This is a genomic window from Terrimonas sp. (genome assembly GCF_003075435.1).
Taxonomy (GTDB): domain Bacteria; phylum Bacteroidota; class Bacteroidia; order Chitinophagales; family Chitinophagaceae; genus Agriterribacter.
On the sequence record NZ_QCZJ01000026.1, the window covers coordinates 41,000 to 61,428 of the forward strand.

Consider the following 20,429-nt stretch of genomic DNA (forward strand, 5'->3'; position numbering starts at 1 on the left):
ATTACTCCGCAATATACCATTTACCGTTATCGTCTTTAGCATAGCTGAAGCCATTGCTCATTACATGCAACTCACGGTTATACTTACTGCTGAAATAACTGCTTTTTTCATACACGCGAATACCATTATTCTCTCTTGTTAAATAACTTATAAGAGCGGTTAATGTAGGCTGGATATCGTGCAGCCATTCTTCTTCTCCTTCTTTTACAAATGCCTGGCTCATAAAATGATACTTGTTTGATCCTAACTTTATTGAATTAATGTAAAATTTTGACCAAAATACTTATTAAAAACAATTCTGAAGCAATTACTGATTGATAAAGAATCATTTAGCCCGGAATATTGTTTATTAGGGAGATATATTGAAAAAAGGTTTCGCCTAATGCTTCTGTAACCACTATGTTGCAGATGTGGTCCATGATCACTTATTAGTATAATGATAGTGTTGGGTTTTGCTCGCAGCATTGTAACTATTTCCTTTATTTTGTTTTTACAATAAACAGAATAGCTTAAATACTTATCATTATCAAGAAAATTTTGTGGGCTTACATCTCTGCCTGTACTGTCATAAAAATATGGAATATGCGGCATTATAAAATGTGTATAAACAAATTGTGGTGAAGCTCCGGGGACTTGCTCTATTATTTCTTTACATTTTTTTAAGGTAGAATTATTGTATGTTTTTAAAGGATGTTCAAAAAAATTATACAGAAAATACAATTTATATTTTTCAATAAATCCTTCTATTGTCAGATCTTGTTTTAATTTATTATAAAGCGTTTTTTCAAGCAGCAAATTCTTATTTGAAGGCTGCAGAGGCTGATAATATGCAGGCGCAATATCATTAAGTACAAACGGGGAAAGATTAACGAATGAATAGTTTTCTTTTTTAAGTACTTCTGTTACCGGGTTTTTATTTATCATCCGGAGATATGTGGTATAAGCCTGGTTCCAGTTTTTTTTATCTTCGATCCTGTCAACATCAATTAAATTCATATTTAATACTGAGGACATGGAGTATTGAGTAAAAACATAATCCGACTTTGTATTGCTGAATACGAAAAAATCATTTGCTGTTAAAAAATCATCCAGGTCACTATTATATTTGAATTCTTCTTTTAAACCTTTAGAATTCAGATAAGCATCAAAAACGACTAAATAAATATCCGGTTTTTGCTTGCTATTAATTGCAATTTTTGTTGTATCAAATTTTTCTGCATAGCGAGGATTAACGAAATTTTGCAACGGCCTAATTTGACATAAAAGCCACAATTGATAAATAACGATTAATAGAATGGTAAGGTTTAAATAGGCTGTGATACGACTATAGAAAACTCTTTTTATATACAATTTATGACAGAGATAAAAGATGGCGAGTACATATAGTGGAAGAAAAAAAACATAAGAAATATAATTGAAAGAAAGTGCTTTTACATTGTCATAAATTGGAGCGAAGAAAAGATATGCAATCTCTAACACAAAAGTTATTATAGCAGCTTTTCTTATATTTTTTGTTCTTTTCCAAATAAGCACGAATAATAATCCAAAAATGACAATAATCAGTACTAATAAGTAAAAGGCAGCAGAATAATTGATTAGATGTTCGAAAAAAGTAAGTCCGTCCAGGATGAAGTAAAATAAAATGAGTATGATATAATATGGAAAATATTTAAGAAAATTAATAACCCGCGACCTGCTAATATTCACAATGAAATTATTTTTATCTGCAATAATTAAATAGCACAAACTAATAATCCGAATACGGTGTTGCTGTCATCAATATGATATCTGATTTGGAAACATTTTTCTGGTATTCCGGTCTTGCAGATAGCGCTTTCCATTCGGGATCATTTCTGAATGTATCCCAATGCGTGTCCCTGTCTTTCATGTTTTCAAAGCTTGTCATATACATCAGGTTTGGCATACGGCTTCCTGCAATTACGCCCCCATAAAACACAGCATTAAAGTTCAGTCGTTTAAACAGTGGCACTTCTCCACCCTCGTTAAACATGTGTACTTTATTTTGGTATATTTTTTCAGTATGTCCTTCGTAGCTCCTCAACTCATATACATGTTCAGCTTTGGGAGAACCAAGCTTAGGCAACTGCATTACCGGTGCAGCAGTAAACGCTTTGAGTAAAATTGATTCATACCTTATATATGGCGGCGCTGTGTATGGAGCATTAATATAATCATTGCCGGCTCTAATATATTCCCGGCTTTTTTCCATTTGCGGTGTAAGGTTGATCATCTGGTCTGTTGATGCAAATGGAAGGATTACATATAAACGTTTATCCGCTGCAGTATCATTACTCAGCGGTTTAAACACACCTATATATTTAAGGCCTGCTTTATGGGCTGCAGGTATGAATGCTTTTTCATAATAGGTATCTAGTATATTTTCCTGTTCTGTGGTATTGAAGTGATACACTTTTATTTCGTAAAATTCCTGCTTTTGTTGTGCATTAAGCATGCTGATCGTTAAGCAAAATGATACGGTCAATATCATTACTCTTGGAAACATAAATGAAAATTTTATTTTAAAGCTAAGTATTTTAATCTTCCTGAAGCACAACTTCTTACATTATCAAACAACTGCTAAAACTTTTTTTTACCCTTATACAGGTTTGCAGGAACGTCAGAAGTAATATGAAATCCATACTTTTTCCCGGTTATTTTAAATTCTTTTTCAAGCGTTTCGCCATCAAGGAATTTTATTCCTTTAAAGATTGTATCATCAATTAAAAAGAGATCCCCTTCAAAATCATCGGTAAGAACTCTTTTATTGAGAATATATTGAACAATGCTATCACTTTCCGGGGTTTTGACTATCCTGCTATATTCTTCAGATTTTGATTTGAAAAAATTCCAATACTTATTTCTGCAGTACTTTACAGTGAAAATATACACTACTCCATCCTTACCATCTTCTCCGAGTAAGGCTTCGGCTTCTTTTCCTTTATAAACTGTAACCTGGGCAATTTCCCTGGGATCATATTTCTGTAAATCAGTATTGTCAACATTTATACTATCAATAAAGAAAACCGGGTTATTGCCTAATTTCTTTAATACTTTTTTGGGTGACTGTCCCATTAATGACATTACAATAAAAGTGCAGGCGAGAACACAAATTATTCTTTTCATGCAGTTAATACATTTTATCGGGTAAAAATACTAAGCCTGCCATCAATAAAATGCACATATTGATTTTCTTCATTATTAAGCAAATGATTTACACAATGCCCTGTCCAAAGGTTAATAAATTATTATCCGGATCGAGCAGAGAAAACTCTTTTTGTCCCCAGGGTTTAATTTGTAAATATCCGTTAGGGTGTATGCCTACTTTTTTATCAAGAAGTAATTGATAAAATGAATCAATATTATCAACGCGAATGTATACCTGCCCGTAATTTTCTTTGGGATCAAGCGCTGCAAATTCAAAAAAATGGATTTGAATATTATCTTTTTGCAGCATAAGATATCCATCGTAATCCGCACTTCCAAATTCAGTAAACCCCAACTGATTTACATAATAATCCTTTGTAACATTCTTATTGCGCATAGGCAATTTTGGGTTAATGCTGGTAAGCATAGTAAAAAATTTCAACGGTTATTGTAATATTTCTTTTAAAAACATCAGCGTATGTGTCCATGCACGCTTTGCCATTACTTCGTTATAGTCAGGAGATTTAGGATCAGTAAAGGTATGTTTTGAATAAGCATAAGTAATCACCTGCCAATCCGCTTTGCCTTCATTCATTTCTTTTATCAGATTGTTCATTATCTCCGGTGTTACACTCCGGTCTTCAGCAGGGTTTTCAATTAATATTTTTACCGGTAACAGGCCATTGGCTCTCGCACTATCTTTACCCAGTCCGCCATGAATAGATACTACTCCCTTCACAGGAAAATTAGCTCTTGCTGTTTCCAATGCACCGGTGCCGCCAAAGCAATAACCAATTACAGCAAGTTTATCAGCGTCCGCGCCTGCTTTCTTCAATTGCTCCAATGCTTCCTCAATTCTCTTTTGATATGCAGCATAATTCTGCCGATAAGAACCTGCTGCTTTTGCAGCAGAAGCGTTATCAACCGGGATATTTCCTTCTCCATATATATCTGCTATAAAAGCTATATAACCCTGCTTTTCCAGCGCAATAGCCGCGTCTTTTGCTTCCTGGTCAATACCTTTCCATGCCGGTAATATCAGTACTCCCGGCAATTTTTTTCCTGAATTTTTTGTTACCAGTCCATTGAACTTTTGCGAACCATCACTATATACAACAGGCTTTAAATCCTGCGCGTATGTAAAAACCACAATACAAAGAAGTACTGTAATCAAAAATATTTTCTTCATGTTTATATAGTTTGTGCTTACAGAGATATACTAAATGTAGTGAGTATAGCTAAAATTAAAAGGATTCTTTTAAATATATATGTTAATCAACGTTATAACTGAACATTTTTCTAACTGCGACCGTCAACAGGAAAACTGTTTTAGGCGAAACGCCTAACATCACACAAGCAATCATATAATATAGCAATCCCTGTGCTACGCAAGATGCACAACACAGGGAATTACATTCGCAGATCACTAACATTTTTTTGCGAAGGCTACTGGTTTTTCATCAGTCTATGTTATACCAGCGCGGCTGGCCCGGGTAGTTTCTCATATAGAATGTATACAGGCGAGCGTTTTTATCCCCAGGTTTCCTACTCTGCCTGTACTACGATAATATCCTTTCAATGCAATGAAAATATTTTCTCCATCAGCCTGGCTGCCGGGTTCTCCGGCGCATCGCCAACCTATATAAGCTGGTCTGAAGCAATCTCCGGGTTAAGGAATGCGCAGTGTGATGGTGGGTAGGCACTGCAGAGAATCTGACACGACTTAAACAATAGTTTAATTTAATGTATACCATGAACCCGGTGTAACGCGGGTATAAAATTTCACCAGGTCGCCGCTACCCCCTTCGCGGTCAGGTTGGACTATAATAAGCAACCGGCAGGACACCATATCTATTATACCATCCGGTCTTGCAGCAAGACTACCAGCCTGTGGTGTTGAAGTTCCCAGTGTGGAAAGAACTGCATTGGATCCGAGCGTCCAGTTTCCTTCCAAAAAGTTGCGATCAAAATCTTCCTTTACCACGCCCGGAGCTACACCACAAAAATTACTTTCTTTAGGATAAGGATCAGCGGAAATAAACTCTGTAAGCCCTGCATAGGTGCCACCTTCAAAAAATTTATACAATTCATTTGTCCAGTTAAAAAAAGTCCTGAACATTAAGGACGTTTTATCCTTATCTGCACAATTCGCTGTGTATTCGGAGATAGCGCCACCATGACAACAACCAAAGATACGCTGACCTTCGGAACCCCACACTTTATGAGGCGCATTAAAAAACAGGTCTTCCCCGAAGGGTTCGCTGGTATTAGGTATAAAGGACATACTCCAAAACCAGGCCTCCCCTTCTTTTGTAATAAGGCCACATTCACCTGTAATATCTGCTGTTGGTTCAGCTATTTCAACAGGTACGGTAATTTTGCCCAACGCCTCACCGGTTGAATCATGAGGCACAAAAGTCATTTCAAAAGAAGGCAGACCGCCTGCAGGAGGTATACCGGAAGCATCTTCCAATCCTTTCGGATCAATTCCCACGAGTATCATAGATACGGTATCGTTGGCAGCAATATCAGGAACTTCAGGCACGTCATAATAAAAAGTTCCGCCGGTCGAACCAACATGTACCTGTATATATACTCCTGCAACGTCTTTTGTTGTGTCTTCATGCAGAAATTCTATTGGAAGTTTCCATTTATCAACAAGATAGAGTGTGTCTTTAAATGATATTTTTAAAGAACTGCCTGTAGGACCCTGGGGGATGATCCCGTTTATTTTTCTGGCATTCTTAAACCTAAGATGGTTTGAAATGGTATCGGCATTTACGGTATTGGTGCTGTCAGCCGGAGACCCGGGTTCTTCGGGCGTTGTACATTACTGTAAATCCATATAAACCCCATGCCTGCCCTCTTGCCCACGCTGACTCATCTGCATAACCCTGGTGCGTCACTTTCTTAATTATCTGTCCTGTTTCTGTATTATAATCCACAACATGATAGGAGCTATGATCAGCGCGATAATGATTTTTTATAGTGGTATTGGCATGGTCGGCGGCAATATGTGCATATTTCTGATCACCTCCATTTGTTGCCACCCATTCCAGCAACTCAAGGTTCATCATATTATCTATTATTACCGGGCAATTAAATTTATCGCTTTTGTTCCACGATTGTATAGAGGAAATAGAAGGACGGAAACGTGTCGACAGGGAACCGGCTGAAGTGAATATTACATCCTTATAATGTTCGTTATGCGTGACGTCATAGGCATTTCCAAAACTGCAGAACATCATAAAACCAAGATCATGCGTTCCGGTATTCAACTTTTCCACCTCAAGTATCTGCAATCGTTTTTCAGCTTCAGTTTTCAAGGCTTTATCTTTGGTTTCTTTGTATAATAACCACAATGTTCCCGGGTAGAAACCGCTGCACCACCATTTGGTATTGCTGGTAACCAGTTTTTTGGCATCATCATCATAAGATCGCGGCATAACATCTGCCGCCAGATCTTTCATAAGCATCTTATACTGTTCCGCTGCAAAATGCAAATTTTCATCTACCAATTGCCCCATAGATTGCCTGCTCTTTTGAGCCCCGGCAGATAATACTAATATTATGCAAATAGCAGCAAGGTTAAATTTGAATCTGATCATTATTAATCACTTTAAAAGTTTGAAATGTAATTTTTATGTTGACATACGCCGTATTAGTTCTACCGGGGTAATAATCGGCGCCTGATCTGTCATTATTGGTTGATTGTTTTTTAATAGCTTCAATAATTCTCTTACAATAACTTTTCCGGTATATGCCGGAAACTGATCAATTGTGGTGATAGAGGGTGAAGTTATGGATGTACGTGGATCATTGGAATATCCTACGATACGAAACGCTGAAGGCACAGCAATGCCTACTTCCTTTGCAAACTGCAAAGCCGTTAGCGCAGTAAGATCATTAGCTGCGAAAATGGCATCAGGATAAGGTGATTTATTAAATAAGGCATGAAGTGACTTGCGTGCATTTTCTTCATTAAGTTCATGATAAAAAATATATTTATTTATCACAGGAATATTATACTGCTGCATTGCTTTTTCAAAACCTGCATACCTGTCTTCATAAATATTACAATCCAGCGGTCCATTAATAAAGGCTATTCTTTTTGCACCCAGCTCAAGCAAATGCGAAACAGCAAGGTAGGCTCCCCTGAAGTCATCGCCTTTTACAATACAGGCAGGATAAGGTTGCATTGGAACACGATCATAAAAAATTACCGGGATATTGTTTTGAGTCAGTATATCAAAATGATCAAAGTTGGTTGTAAATAAAGTGCAGGAAGCTATTACTGCGTCTACCCTGGAAGCATATAGTGTTCGTGTAAGATCTTTTTCCATTTCAAGCTGATCATTCGACTGGCAAATGATAAGATTATACCCCTGGGCATGCAATTGGTTTTGTATGGTGGTAATGACTTCTGTATGAAAAAACATAGAGATGCGGGGAACGATCAAGCCTATAGTATGCGTTTTATTGGTTCGAAGGCTTGATGCCATTACATTACGCTTATATCCTTTTTCCTTTATCATCATCATCACCTTGTTTCTCGTTGCTTCATGAACATGAGGATGATTATTAAGTACCCTTGAAATAGTTGCCGGTGATAAATGCAACGCTTTTGCTATATCATGTATCGAGTTTTTACCGTTTTTTTTGTTCTTCCGTGTTTCCATGATCCTGGTCCAATAAAAAGATTGACCTGAGTTTTTTTATTCAGGTTTAATTATAAACTTCATTATATTTTTTTCATGAATATTCCCTGAAAGATTTATACGGTAAATATTATCTCCCCATTTATCTTTTACACCTTTATCTTCCATGGTAACAAGTGGTATTTTTTCAATCACTGCTTTCATTTGTGAAGGATTGTATTGTACTATAAAATTTTTCGTTTCTCCATTTTCATTTCTATAATGAATGACAACTTCCCCGTTCTTTTTCAGTTCAGCAGGGTAACAGGTCATCAAATGCTGTGTAAAATCTCCCGGCTGTTTTAAAGAAGCATTATCAATTATTTCTACATTTTTTGATCTGTTCAGCCTTATCGTACGTTGCCATTGATCAATCCCTGTATTTTCAGGATAGGCATTCACGATATCCAGTTCCAGTTCAGAAAATTTTTTATTTTTTGTATAAGAAACATCCCTGGCTTTAAAAGCAGCGCCTGTAGACTGTGTGTGCCCATTGATGGTTGGGAGATTATGGTAGTCTGAGCAATTATTCCATATCTCATACCGCTGATCGCTGAAAGTTTTCCTGGTATATGTTCCCCGGCCTATATCAATCAATACCGGCAGTCCATCATAGTATACAATATAATTTCCAACATCATTATGATTATGGCTTTCATCATTGTGCCCTCCCTTTGCAGCCACGAAAAAACCCTTCGTACTGCCTTCCCTATCCCTGGCAACCATTACCTGAATGCCGGGCAACCATACATCAGCAGGCAATGGCAAAGCCTGGGGCACGCTCCTGTATTCCTCCTGCATAAATAATTCAAAAAGATTTCTGAAGTACTGAAACCTCCCGATCGTACCGTCTTCGGATTTCCTGTAAAACGCGCCAAACTGCATCATGGCAGTATCGCGGATATCTTTGCCAAAACGATATATCATACTTGCCGCCATTGTCGGTTTAGGATCAGCATCGGCAAAGTCAATAAAATATTCCTTTCCAATCTGTGCACGGTAAATAAAGCGTGCCATATTTTTTATCTTCTCATTATCGTATACATATTTAAACGCCTGGCGGGTAGCAAGGTTGAGCATGGCGAGATTATCGTATAGTGAAGCCGCCGCTGCTCCCCAATATCCCGGTCCTTCATCGCAACCGCCATCTTCAGGATAAGGATTTAAAAACTCATCAAGCACATGCAGTATTTTATTTACCATCTCCGTCCTTTTTATATCATCTTTTTCCAGCAACAGTGCAGTATTCAGCCAGTTGGAGCATATCCAGGGGTTCCAGTTATTTGGTGGTCTGCCGTTGGCGTTAGCCTTCATCCAGCCATGCGGCTTTGTCATTAACGGCTCAAAGATCCTGTTGTTAACTTCAAAGTATATTCTCCTGCGTATTTGTGGTGAAACCTGGTCAAGCTTATCACCTACAAAATAATCTACCCATGATAAAAATGTTGCGGTTTCCGCGCTGAATAAATCAACAAATGGTTTTGACACATCCATCAGCCCGGCATATTCTTTTGTTCGGGGTAAATGCGCTGAAACGCCCCAGAAAGATTCTTCACAAACAGACCATACGCCATTGATGATAGCATCAATAAAGCGTCCTTTATTTTCATACACTTCACCTAAAACCAATGTTCCGAGTACACTTCTCTTTTCAAAGCTTATTTTTTCATAACCCGCCCTTTCGCCGGTTCGCTCAATCAATAATGAAGTAGTGGCAGGTATGGCAGGCCATTCATAATTAATGTACGATTCAGCTTTTGCCAGGTAAGCTTTCATTATCGTTTCATCAGCTTTATACCAGGCTTCCCGGTCGGACAAATGGGGAAAAGGCATCCACTCCTTTTGCGGGATAAGTAGTTGCCGAAGCTCCTGCGCTGAATATTTGCCGCTTAACACATTTTGCTGTGCACTGACCTGCACAGCAAACATCAACAAAAAACTAAAAACCAATATTTTCATATATGCCTGTTTTATTTGTGATAGCAGAGAATAGATGCAGCATCCTTTATTCATATTTGGTAATCAATTTTGACAGCGCTGTACAACAATATATTCAATTATAGTTTTTAGAATCTTTTGTGGTTTTAGCATAAGCAATATTGTATTTTGAATATATTGATCATGGTTTACCGGTGCTTAATAAAAGTTCAGGTTTTTCTACATCATTTTGCATGTTATAGGGCAGTTTCCAAACTTTCCCTTTTTTATTGCAGAAATATAAGTTCGATACTGATAAAGTATCTGCATTGCCATCAGCCCAGAATGAATAGAAACCAGGATGTGCATTCAGCGGCCTTCTTGCATAGGAATGATTTCGGGTACTGTTTGCCGTGAGAGCAACCTGCTTCTTCCAGGTCTTTCCTTCGTTTGTACTTTCCCACAATGCCATCTCCCCGCCTGTGCCATACTGCTGTGGCCCGGTTTCTGTAGGACCTATGATCTGCCACTTATCCTGTTCAATATATAATGAGCCCATATCATAGTTATGCGTAGAAGTACATACTGAATCAAACCGCCAGTTATTCCCCATCCAATGCATAATGGTCCACACACGTGGATCGCCGGCAGGGCCGGGTTGAAAACCTTTACTGATCACTGCAAGAATTACCGGGTTGCCGTTTTTATCGAAATTCAGATCATTGATGTATACAAGCTTCCCTTCCGCTTCATAATTTTTTATAAGCGCATCGTTCACAGGATCAGTTAACGGCGTTTGTATGGTTTTCCCGTTTACTGTTGCCCAGGTTTTTCCCATATCAACAGACTGAACGAGATAAATATTGGTTCTTTTATCTACATTTCCACCAGGATGATAATTAAAAACAGAAGCCAGTTTTTTATTATACAGGTTGGTTACCTGGTAATGACCACCCATGCCGGCCAGCTTTTTGTCTTCTGTCCAGTTCCTTCCATCTTCACTTGTTTTCCAATACAATTCTCTTCCTTTTGTATATTTTGTAAAGAGATATAAAAATCCTTTTCCTTTTACTGACCAGGGTTGAGGATATGTCATCTCGCCTTGCAGTATTTCTTCAAACGCGTCAATGCTGTAAGGTTCATTACTTTTAAAAATCAGTCCCGGGCGACTGGTACCTCTCCCACTTACAAACACCCAGATAAAACCATCCTCATCTATCGAAAGTGAAGCATTATCATGCGGATCATCTACGTTTTTTTTATCGTAAACAATAACAGGTTTAGGCACTGATTTCTTTTTATGATCAAAATAACCGATCATAATGAGCAGGTGTTTCTCATCCTGCTGTGTAGTTCCGCCATATACAAAAAAAGTTTTGTGCACTTGTTTGGCATATACCCCTACCGGCACATGGCTGGAAGTATAAGTACCGAGCCCACCTGAATATTTATCACCGTATGCTGAAACCTGTCCTAATGTAAACCAGATACCGCGATAACCATCAGCTTTTGCATTTTGCGCAACGGCATTATTCAATACAAGCAAACAGTAACATTGAATTATTATTTTTAGGCAATAGTTATATATATTGAAAGCCTGATCCTGTTTCATAGTTTAATCTCTGCAACATTCATCTTAATCTGTTTTTCCAAACATTTATTCCGGTGAAAACAAGCGTACTGTTATGGTTGCTTTTTTATTATTAAAAATATAAGCCGGAATATTCAATACTACTTTTTTCAAATGCGTTATCTTCCTGTCGAGTGCCATCGGCGGAGGATCCATCATAATCGTGGAAACCTGTATGCCTGCCGGCGAAGCAACAGACAAATTGAGCGATCTTCCATCCTGTTTAAGTATAGCCCCATTTTTTGTTGGTATTACTTCAGCAGTAGTCATTATTGCCCAATTTATTGTTTTTGCTGAATCAGTCATTACAAGTTCATCCACTATAGTTATAGAATGATCTGAATCTTTCACGAATTTCCTTTCTGCTTTTTCAACAAGCCCCGGAAAAATTTCGGTCATATTAAATGTGGCTTCGGGTTTACCGCTGCTTTTAAAATCAGCAAGTGTTGCCTGTCCCGCTACATTAAACCTTGCATTATTTATAGAGATAGTGCTGTGTCCAAAATTTCCTTTGGTCAGCAATGCCCATCTCTCACAATCCTGGCACATTCCCCACAAGTTAAATCCTGTCTGCTCAAGGGTATTGTAATCCTGCACCCCAGGGTCTAATACCCAACGTACACCATCAAGCTCAAAAACAAAACTGCCGGCATCCATATTACCGTGACTAAGCGAAGCTCGTCCGCCCTTTCCTCCAAAATAATAAGAATGAGGATCGTTTCCTTCTCCCCTGAATATCACTACCGGGTTAAGCCCGTCTCCTTTATAAACTGCAGAAAGCTTGCTGCTGGTTCCTCCTTCAAATTCAGACAACCACACTAATCCTGCGCCTGCAAGCCTTGGCAGTTTTCCCATTGATGCAGGAGGCTGCATAAATTTTTCCTTTTCAAAATAAGCGCCGTTACCTGTTTCTTTAGCAAACCAGGCAAGTGTAATGTCGCCGTTTGTTCCTGCACTATCACCGCAATCAGCAAAGTTGAAATACATGCCTGAAGGTGCAACACATTGCATCCTGAAATCAGCGCTTGGTATAAAGGCAGGGTAAGCCGCTATACCAAAATCAGTACCAAAGGCACTACGGAGAAAGGATGAGGTAACTACGGAAAAACTGGTGCCATATCCCCAGTATGTGGCCCCTTCGGGATACACACCTTCGGGTGCATATTGCTTCAATGCATTTGGCATTCCATCTAAAGACCGTTTAATTGTTTTAGCGGCAAGCTCAGGATTGATATCAGCGATTGTAATAGCAGCCGCAATCATACCACCATTGCACACCTGGTTCCAGTTATTGGTTCCATTAACCCACCAGGGTTCATTTCCTGCAAAACTTGCATTGATGCCTTTTTCAATAAGTGCGCTTTTTGCTGATACTACAGTAGCCTTCGGAAGTTTGTTCCCTGCCCAGTCAATGCCTATAGCCACCGCAAGCGACATTTCTGCTACGTCAAGAAAATGAGATGGGTTCCAGTCAGTAAACCGGCAAACAGCTGCCAGTTCATCATTGATCCTTTTAAGTATAACAGGGTCTTTTTCTATATGGTATACCATCGAGAGAATATTCATCCTGTATAGCATTTCCCTTGAAACCCCCAGTAATCTTCTCCCTTCCAGTTTTCTTTCAAGAAAAGGTTGTTTAAGTATTTGCTCAGCATTCAGCTTAACAGCTTCATAATAATTTTTAACAACAGGATCGTTCTTGATTTTTTTCAGGAGATTTTTTTCATTCACAGGCGTCAATACCAATCGCGGAGATGCTTTTTTAAGATGGCTTTTAATATACGGAACCGATATCGGATTATTCAATTTGATAATTTCATTATCTGTTGCCTGTTGTGCATTGATCTGTAAAAAAAACAGCAATACACTTACGGATAACAGCGGCACTTTAATCGTTATTTTCATGCTTTTTATTTAATAACCAGCGTATAATTAATCATTAAGCAATAAGAAAATTAAGAGGGAACTTAATTACTCTTACTTCTAAACACAGAAAATTCCGCACAGTAACTAATACTGCGCGGAATAATAAAACTTATTCCCAACCAGGGTTTTGCCCTAATTCAGGATTTTGAGATAATGCGCTTAAAGGCAATGGCCACAAATAGTGCTTACCCTCATCAAACACCGGATTGTCCCAATCTGAATCTTTATACACATCAATATAGGTCTTGCCCGAAACCGGATCAACTGAAGATTTTGGTGTTGCACCGGGATAACGGGCAATAGCTGCCGCATCCCAAAGTATTCCCATAGATTTGATCTCGAGTCTTTTGCCTTGTTTCCAGCGTCTCAGGTCATCATAGCGGAATCCTTCCATAAACAGCTCAACCCTGCGCTCTCTCCTGATCTCCACAATTAATGGAGAAACCCCGTCATTCGTATATCTCGGGTCAACCGGGATATCGCCCAGTTCCATATGTGGCATAGCGACCCTGTCGCGCAGCTTATTGATCGACTTATCCAGGTCAGCCTGGGTAATTGTTCCCAGTTCTGCTTTAGCCTCTGCAAAGTTCAACAGGCCTTCACCTAAGCGTAATACAATGACCGGGGTAGTGGAGATATTGTAAGCATTGCCAGCGGCTACTGACTCATAAGTTTTAATTATGCTGTAGCCCGTTGTGCTGACATTGCCACCCGCCATACCGGTTACGCGCGGATAACTGTAAGCAAGACTTCTTTCATAATTGTAATACGCCTGATCGTCGGGATAGAGAATGGTCTGGCGTAAACGGGGATCCCTGTTTTCAAATACATCTTCATATTTCGCATCACCCTTATACAAGGGTGAAATTGAAATAGGCTTACCATCTGTACACAGGTAATCTTCCACCATACTCTTGGTAGCGCCGCCATTATATCCTTTCCAGTAATTGATCAGGTGGTTAGTGAGAACGCCTGTCTGGAATTTTCTCCAATAGATTATCTCCGAATTCCCGGTAAAGTCCGTTCCGTAGGCAGGGCGTTGATATGAATTATAATCATGCATCGGGTCGCCTGTGCTGAATACCCGGTATGGTCCGTTATCTATTAAATCCTCTGCAGCGTCAGCAGCTTCCTGCAGCCATTTTTCGACATCGGAACCACCGTGATATTTACGCCATGTACCTTCGAACAGGCATATTCTTGATTTGACCAGCAAAGCCACCCACCTGTTGAGCCTGCCCGGAGCATTCCCGTCGCCCCAGTCTGCAGGAAGATTTTCGCAGGCAAAGGTAAGATCAGCCAAAACGCTATCCATTGCCTGCTCACGTGACGTGCGGGCAGCAAACAATTCATCCGAATCTACATTGAGCTCATGCCCTACCCAGGGCACATCCCCAAACTTAGACACCTTGTCACCATAAAACCAGCCACGGAAAAGCCTGGCTTCTGCTGCATATTTATTAATAGTTTCCACGGGAATATCTGCAGTAAAATAATGATCAAGTCCGACATTAATGGAGCGGACGAAATCCCATCCGATCCAGCCATACTCTTGCGGGCTCGAAGGAACAGCATGTTTGCCGGAGCGGGTCCGTGCATAAAATGCTTCCCGCGAGTGGGTTGGAGCAATATTGTCTGAATATTGATCAAGATACCATGAACCGCACCAATTGCTCTCGAAACCATCATCACAGCCCAGCAGTATGGGAACATTCTGACTGTTCCTTGCCATATTATACAAGCCATTGTTGTAGATCATCAGGTCGTTTTCTGTATGCCAGAAGGTGACATTACTAATTTGATCAAGAGGATATCTTTCCAGGAAATCTCTTTTACAACTGTTCAGAAGCAACGCTGCAAAAAGAAATACCCCAACCTTTATTATTGCTTTTTTCATGTCTTTAATTTTTTGTTTTAGCTTCTCTTAGAAACTTACTTTCGCTCCCAGGGTGAATATTCGTTGCAAATAATATTCCTGTGTTACCGTAAACACGCTTTCAGGGTCAAGCGGCTTATGCATTTTGGTATACTCCCATAAATTCATGCCGGCAAAATAGATCTGCGCACGGGTCAATTTTATTTTAGAGATCAGCTTCTCGGGAAAGTTATAGCTTACACTGATATTCTTTAACCGGATATAACTTGCGTTTTGCACGTAGCGCGATTGTGGCTGAATATTCTTTTTGGTATTGTATCCAAACGTGGGGGCTGCAAAGTAAGCATCCCGGTTGGTTTCGCTCCATGATTCCGTGATCGCATATTTTTCAAGATGCCCGTCATTATATGGATAGAAGGCATTCCAGTTTCCATTGTCGGGGAGGTAATCCCTTTTTAAAATGCCCTGGAAAAAAACATTCAGCGCTATCCCCTTAAAGCTCACATCCCCATTCAATCCAAAGCTGTACCGCGGGGTAGTATTTCCAATAATTCTCAAATCGCCATGATTATCCAGCGTTCTTACTCCCGGATCAATTCTGCTGCTGTGATCCAGATCAGCATATTGAATATCACCGGCTTTCCAGGCGGCGCCCAGTTGGTCCTGGTTCGCAGCAGCAGCAACCTCATCATCGGTTTGAAATATCCCTACGGTCTCATAGCCCCATATCTCGCCAATATCCTTACCCACATAGTAATTGTCAATGGCGCCGGTCGGATTATTGTATTTGGTGATTTTGGATGTATTATCAGCTAAGGCTAACGTTAAACCATAGCCCCAGTCGTTACCCACTTTATCACGCCATGAAGCAGACAGTTCCCATCCTTTTGTTCTCAGATCTGCAGCATTTGACTTTGGAGCCGAGGTTCCCAGGATATCCGGGTAGCTTACATTCATCAGCATATCTTTTGTATCTCTTGTATAGATATCAAATGTTATGTCGAGGCGCTGGTTAAGCGTGGTAAAATCAATGCCCAGGTTTTTTGCAATTACCTTTTCCCAGGTTAGTGTAGGGCTTACCAGTCCGGCCGGAGAAACATAAGGAATGAAACCGCTTGACATAATGTAAGGAGCTGATCCTGTGCCCATGGTAGGGATATAGGGATAATAGATATCGTTGCCGTTGGCGTCCGTCAATGTCTGGTTACCCAGGGTTCCGTAAGATGCGCGTAATTTCAGGTTGTCCAGCCAACTGCGGGTGTTGCTCATAAAACCTTCCTCCGAGATCCTCCACCCTGCAGATATGGAAGGGAAGAATCCAAAACGGCTGTCCTTCGGAAAACGGAATGTGCCATCATACCTGCCATTAGTTTCCAGCAGGTATTTATCCTTGTAGATATAGTTCAGCCGATAAAAATATCCCTGTAAAGCAACATGTGATTTGCCGCCTGCAGTTTGCTGATTGCCCGAAGTGGCATTGAGGTCGGGAATAGTAGGTGTGATCAGGCTCCGGGCAGTTGCCTGTATCCAGGATTTTCTGCCCCACTCTTCGTTAAAGCCTGCCATGACTTTTATGAAGTGGTCTTTGAAATGGTCGAGCGTATATTCAGCATAAGTATTCCAGACATAGTATTGATTGTAATCGCTCCGGTTCCTGATAAAATCGTCGCCGCTAAAGCCGTAAGTGATCATGGGTGTTGCCAGCAGGTCAGAGGATACGATATCTACCTTGCTGGCCACTTCCTGGCGTGTACGGTAAAACTGATCATAGGAGAAATCGCTCTTGATCTTTAGTCCTTTAAACGGCGTTAGTGTTATCCCCTGGGTGAGCCATGTGTCGTTGTTGACGAAGCCATCGCGGCCGCCATTCTCCAGGTAAGGAAAGAAGTTAGTACCGCCAAAGCCCATTCCGATATATTGCGCATACTGGTCGTGGTCGCCAGGTGTAATATAATAAGGAAGATCGGGAAAGCTAATCATCGCAAGCGGGCTGTTCCTTGCGCTTGAATTGATATTTACATCCCAGTTATAAAAATAAGGCTTATCGCTTACCTGGGAATTAAAGGCAATTTTTTCATGGAATGTCATCCAGTTGGTTGCCTTAATATCTGCCTTCATCAAAATATTATACCGTTTGAAATTTTCATTTTTTTCTTTATTTCTCAGGTAACCGTCTTTGTTCAGAAAACCAAAAGAAGCATAATAATTCACTCTTTCCGAAGAGCCCGAAATCGAGAGGTCATGTTGCTGCTGCGGCGCGTAGTTGGTGATCAGATCATGCTGGTAGTTGTTGTTCCCGTAAAAACGAAAGCTACCGTTATATACTTCCCATGCATTTTCGGTGGTTGGATTTTCTACCCACGCTTTGGTCTTTGCTACATAAGCGTCATCATAGGCAGGCTGACCGGTTGCACGAATAGAAGCCACATTATACGCGGTTACATAGTCATAAGGATTGGTCACTACATCCATCAGGAAGATCGGCTTGGCCCGCGATTGCTCAGTACTTAGCATCACGTTTATCTTGCCTCCCTTTTTTCCCTGTTTTGTTTCAACCAGAATAACGCCAAATGCAGCTCTTGCTCCATAAATTGCCGAAGCCGCCGCATCTTTTAAAACCGTTACGCTGGCGATATCGTCCGGGTTGATCATCTGCAAAGGCATAGGTACATTGTCAACCAGTATCAACGGGCTACCACCGTTAATTGAAGTAAAACCCCTGATATTAAATTCCGGCGCCGTGGTGGGATCGCCATTGCGAATGCTCACATTCAATCCTGGAACAACACCCTGCAATCCCTGCCCGGCATCAACAATAGGGCGGTTTTCCAGCCTTTCACTTGTAACCACTCCTACCGCACCTGTCAGGTTTACTTTCTTTTGTGAACCATATCCCACTACAACTACTTCATTAAGCGCATTGGCAGCTGTGGCAAGGGATATATCCAAAGAAGTGAGATTATTTACCTGTACTTCCTGGGTTTCATAGCCTGTAAATGAAAATACAAGCACATCCTTTGAAGAAGCAGCTATGGTAAACTGCCCCGAGGTATTGGTAGTAGTGCCCTTTGTAGAATTTTTCACAACAACAGACACATTTGCAAGCGGGGCGCCTGTATTGTCTTTTACTGTACCCGATATTTGCTTTTGGGCAAAAGAAAAGAATGGAAATAAAAGAAACATGATTGAATAAAGCAGTAAAATAATCGGCCGTTTCAATAGCTGATTATTGAGCAGCGTTGGTTTGATCATAATGGCAATTTTTATGTTAGAAGAACGAAATGACTATAAAAAACTATTTCATCAATGCCTGAAATCGTTTTCAGAAATACGAAAGAATGAACAAAAAGAAACAATGACGAGATCAACTAACATAATACAAACAAGCTTAACTTCCAGGATTAATCATATACACAGGCAATCGTCATTTGTTACTCAATTGTTAACAAGATGCAAAAAAATATGGAATCGTTTTCAGAAATGCAGGAAAAAATTTACTAAAACGTTTTCGTAAAAAGTATTGCCATATTATTAATAAAATCAAATTTTCTCTTCACTTTAAAAGCAACTCGTAGTACATTGCCTTCTTAATCAAAGATTGAGTATGAGTACAGGATCTTCCTTATTTGATCTCAGGGGTAAAGCAGCATTGGTAACAGGATCAAGCAAAGGCATTGGAAAAGCAATAGCTGTAATGTTAGCCAATTGCGGGGCAGACATACTGGGTGTATCTTCTCAAACGCATCAAAATGATGATCTCGAAAAACAAGTAAATGCTGCAGGGAGAAACTTCAAGCAATTTACCGTTGATTTGAGTAAGCGTGATGACCTGTATACGTTTATCCATACAGTAAAATCCGGTTATACTGTTGACATACTTATAAATAATGCAGGCATTATTTTACGAAAGCCTGCGGCAGAACATTCTGATGAATATTGGGATAAAGTATTATCAGTAAACCTTGATGCACAATTTATACTGGCACGCGAATTTGGTAAGGAAATGATTGACAGAAAAGACGGTAAAATTATTTTTATCTGCTCAATGTTATCCTACCAGGGCGGTATAAATGTACCTGGTTATACCGCCAGCAAATCTGCTGTTGCAGGACTGGTTAAAGCACTGGCAAATGAGTGGGCTATACATAATGTTAATGTAAATGGCATTGCACCGGGTTATATTGGCACCGATAATACGCAGGCGCTGCGTGATGATGCTGTAAGAAATAAATCAATACTGGAACGGATACCCGCGGGGCGCTGGGGCAGTCCAGAAGACATAAGCGGTGCGGTTGCTTTTTTATGCTCAGCATTTGCCACTTATATACACGGAACTATTTTAAATGTTGACGGCGGCTGGATGGCACGCTAAAAAAATATATAATGGAAATACGATTTCAAAACAGTCCTGCGGAAGTAAAAAATATGGACACCCAATTGCTCCGTAATAATTTTCTAATACAAAAACTGATGACAGATGATGTTATTACGTTAATGTATTCCCATTACGACAGGGTTATTATCGGTGGAGTGAAACCGGTTTCAAAAACAGTTTCCTTAGCTAACGAAAATGAATTACGTGCGGAATATTTTTTACAAAGACGTGAGATGGGAATTATAAATGTTGGTGGTGATGGGCAGGTTATTGCTGACGGGCAAACATTTAGTGTAAACAAACTGGACTGCCTTTATCTCGGAAAAGGCACAAAATCGGTAAGCTTTAAGAGTGCTGACCAAAATAAAGCAGCCTGTTTTTATATACTTTCCGCGCCGGCACACCAGGCATACCCAACAACATTATTAAAAAAAGAAAATGCTATCTCCAATACAGTAGGCTCGCTGGAAACATCTAACCACAGAACCATTTATAAATATATTCATGCAGAAGGTATACAAAGCGCACAACTGGTAATGGGCTTAACCATTCTTGAAAAGGGAAGTGTATGGAACACTATGCCTGCCCATACACATACCCGCAGAATGGAAGCATATTTTTACTTTGATGTGCCGGAAAACCAGGTGGTATTTCATTTAATGGGCGAACCACAGCAAACAAGGCATATTATTGTGCAAAATCATGAAGCGGTGGTATCTCCGCCATGGTCAATACACAGCGGGTGCGGAACATCAAACTACGGTTTTATATGGGGAATGGCCGGAGAAAATTATACATATACAGATATGGACGCTGTATCTATTAATGAGCTTCTATAATTTT

Annotated in this window: 16 protein-coding genes; 2 read left to right on the forward strand and 14 right to left on the reverse strand. The window is 39.9% G+C overall.

The window, feature by feature from the left end; translation table 11 throughout:
- Position 1 precedes the first annotated feature (1 nt).
- From DC498_RS21150 to DC498_RS21220, 14 genes are all read right to left on the reverse strand, one after another.
- A complete protein-coding gene (locus DC498_RS21150; RefSeq protein ID WP_116876162.1) occupies positions 2-223 on the reverse strand; it encodes a hypothetical protein in 222 nt (73 codons plus the stop codon).
- Between the two features lie 26 nt (positions 224-249).
- Positions 250-1,245: a sulfatase-like hydrolase/transferase gene (locus tag DC498_RS21155; RefSeq protein WP_133176930.1), complete on the reverse strand. Its 996-nt coding sequence runs from the start codon at positions 1,243-1,245 to the stop codon at positions 250-252.
- Positions 1,246-1,747: 502 nt separating this feature from the next.
- On the reverse strand, positions 1,748-2,524 hold the full coding sequence (locus DC498_RS21160) for an NIPSNAP family protein (RefSeq protein WP_116876182.1): 777 nt from the start codon (positions 2,522-2,524) through the stop codon (positions 1,748-1,750).
- Between the two features lie 74 nt (positions 2,525-2,598).
- Complete coding sequence (locus DC498_RS21165) at positions 2,599-3,144, reverse strand: hypothetical protein (RefSeq protein ID WP_133176931.1); 546 nt, start codon at positions 3,142-3,144, stop codon at positions 2,599-2,601.
- Between the two features lie 88 nt (positions 3,145-3,232).
- Entirely contained in the window at positions 3,233-3,592 is a 360-nt protein-coding gene (locus tag DC498_RS21170; protein ID WP_116876165.1) for a bleomycin resistance protein, read from the reverse strand.
- An 18-nt stretch (positions 3,593-3,610) separates the two neighbouring features.
- Positions 3,611-4,354, reverse strand: coding sequence for a dienelactone hydrolase family protein (locus DC498_RS21175; protein WP_116876166.1), 744 nt, complete (start codon positions 4,352-4,354; stop codon positions 3,611-3,613).
- A 546-nt stretch (positions 4,355-4,900) separates the two neighbouring features.
- Positions 4,901-5,710: a hypothetical protein gene (locus DC498_RS21185; RefSeq protein ID WP_116876168.1), complete on the reverse strand. Its 810-nt coding sequence runs from the start codon at positions 5,708-5,710 to the stop codon at positions 4,901-4,903.
- Positions 5,711-5,960: 250 nt separating this feature from the next.
- On the reverse strand, positions 5,961-6,773 hold the full coding sequence (locus tag DC498_RS21190) for a glycoside hydrolase family 88 protein (protein WP_240628067.1): 813 nt from the start codon (positions 6,771-6,773) through the stop codon (positions 5,961-5,963).
- 33 nt (positions 6,774-6,806) lie between these two features.
- Positions 6,807-7,844 (reverse strand): LacI family DNA-binding transcriptional regulator, encoded by a 1,038-nt coding sequence (locus tag DC498_RS21195; protein WP_116876169.1) that lies wholly within the window; start codon positions 7,842-7,844, stop codon positions 6,807-6,809.
- A gap of 36 nt (positions 7,845-7,880) precedes the next feature.
- On the reverse strand, positions 7,881-9,821 hold the full coding sequence (locus DC498_RS21200; protein WP_116876184.1) for a heparinase II/III domain-containing protein: 1,941 nt from the start codon (positions 9,819-9,821) through the stop codon (positions 7,881-7,883).
- Positions 9,822-9,981: 160 nt separating this feature from the next.
- Positions 9,982-11,325 carry a BNR-4 repeat-containing protein gene (locus DC498_RS21205; protein ID WP_240628068.1) on the reverse strand — a complete coding sequence of 448 codons (1,344 nt, stop codon included), beginning with the start codon at positions 11,323-11,325 and terminating at the stop codon, positions 9,982-9,984.
- A gap of 111 nt (positions 11,326-11,436) precedes the next feature.
- Entirely contained in the window at positions 11,437-13,314 is a 1,878-nt protein-coding gene (locus DC498_RS21210) for a heparinase II/III domain-containing protein (protein ID WP_116876171.1), read from the reverse strand.
- Positions 13,315-13,444: 130 nt separating this feature from the next.
- Positions 13,445-15,232 carry a RagB/SusD family nutrient uptake outer membrane protein gene (locus DC498_RS21215; protein ID WP_116876172.1) on the reverse strand — a complete coding sequence of 596 codons (1,788 nt, stop codon included), beginning with the start codon at positions 15,230-15,232 and terminating at the stop codon, positions 13,445-13,447.
- 27 nt (positions 15,233-15,259) lie between these two features.
- Positions 15,260-18,463: a SusC/RagA family TonB-linked outer membrane protein gene (locus tag DC498_RS21220; protein WP_206197718.1), complete on the reverse strand. Its 3,204-nt coding sequence runs from the start codon at positions 18,461-18,463 to the stop codon at positions 15,260-15,262.
- A gap of 352 nt (positions 18,464-18,815) precedes the next feature.
- Between DC498_RS21220 and DC498_RS21230 the strand changes: the two genes are divergently transcribed.
- Positions 18,816-19,583 carry an SDR family NAD(P)-dependent oxidoreductase gene (locus DC498_RS21230; protein WP_116876174.1) on the forward strand — a complete coding sequence of 256 codons (768 nt, stop codon included), beginning with the start codon at positions 18,816-18,818 and terminating at the stop codon, positions 19,581-19,583.
- 11 nt (positions 19,584-19,594) lie between these two features.
- A complete protein-coding gene (gene kduI / locus DC498_RS21235) occupies positions 19,595-20,425 on the forward strand; it encodes a 5-dehydro-4-deoxy-D-glucuronate isomerase (RefSeq protein WP_116876175.1) in 831 nt (276 codons plus the stop codon).
- Positions 20,426-20,429: the final 4 nt, after the last annotated feature.

What these genes read in the sequence shown, in the direction of transcription:
- DC498_RS21150 (WP_116876162.1), bottom strand. Translation starts at nt 223, where the DNA reads ATGAGCCAGGCATTTGTAAAAGAAGGAGAAGAAGAATGGCTGCACGAT.
- DC498_RS21160 (WP_116876182.1), bottom strand. Translation starts at nt 2,524, where the DNA reads ATGTTTCCAAGAGTAATGATATTGACCGTATCATTTTGCTTAACGATC.
- DC498_RS21165 (WP_133176931.1), bottom strand. Translation starts at nt 3,144, where the DNA reads ATGAAAAGAATAATTTGTGTTCTCGCCTGCACTTTTATTGTAATGTCA.
- DC498_RS21170 (WP_116876165.1), bottom strand. Translation starts at nt 3,592, where the DNA reads ATGCTTACCAGCATTAACCCAAAATTGCCTATGCGCAATAAGAATGTT.
- DC498_RS21175 (WP_116876166.1), bottom strand. Translation starts at nt 4,354, where the DNA reads ATGAAGAAAATATTTTTGATTACAGTACTTCTTTGTATTGTGGTTTTT.
- DC498_RS21190 (WP_240628067.1), bottom strand. Translation starts at nt 6,773, where the DNA reads ATGATCAGATTCAAATTTAACCTTGCTGCTATTTGCATAATATTAGTA.
- DC498_RS21195 (WP_116876169.1), bottom strand. Translation starts at nt 7,844, where the DNA reads ATGGAAACACGGAAGAACAAAAAAAACGGTAAAAACTCGATACATGAT.
- DC498_RS21200 (WP_116876184.1), bottom strand. Translation starts at nt 9,821, where the DNA reads ATGAAAATATTGGTTTTTAGTTTTTTGTTGATGTTTGCTGTGCAGGTC.
- DC498_RS21210 (WP_116876171.1), bottom strand. Translation starts at nt 13,314, where the DNA reads ATGAAAATAACGATTAAAGTGCCGCTGTTATCCGTAAGTGTATTGCTG.
- DC498_RS21215 (WP_116876172.1), bottom strand. Translation starts at nt 15,232, where the DNA reads ATGAAAAAAGCAATAATAAAGGTTGGGGTATTTCTTTTTGCAGCGTTG.
- DC498_RS21220 (WP_206197718.1), bottom strand. Translation starts at nt 18,463, where the DNA reads ATGATCAAACCAACGCTGCTCAATAATCAGCTATTGAAACGGCCGATT.
- DC498_RS21230 (WP_116876174.1), top strand. Translation starts at nt 18,816, where the DNA reads ATGAGTACAGGATCTTCCTTATTTGATCTCAGGGGTAAAGCAGCATTG.
- kduI (WP_116876175.1), top strand. Translation starts at nt 19,595, where the DNA reads ATGGAAATACGATTTCAAAACAGTCCTGCGGAAGTAAAAAATATGGAC.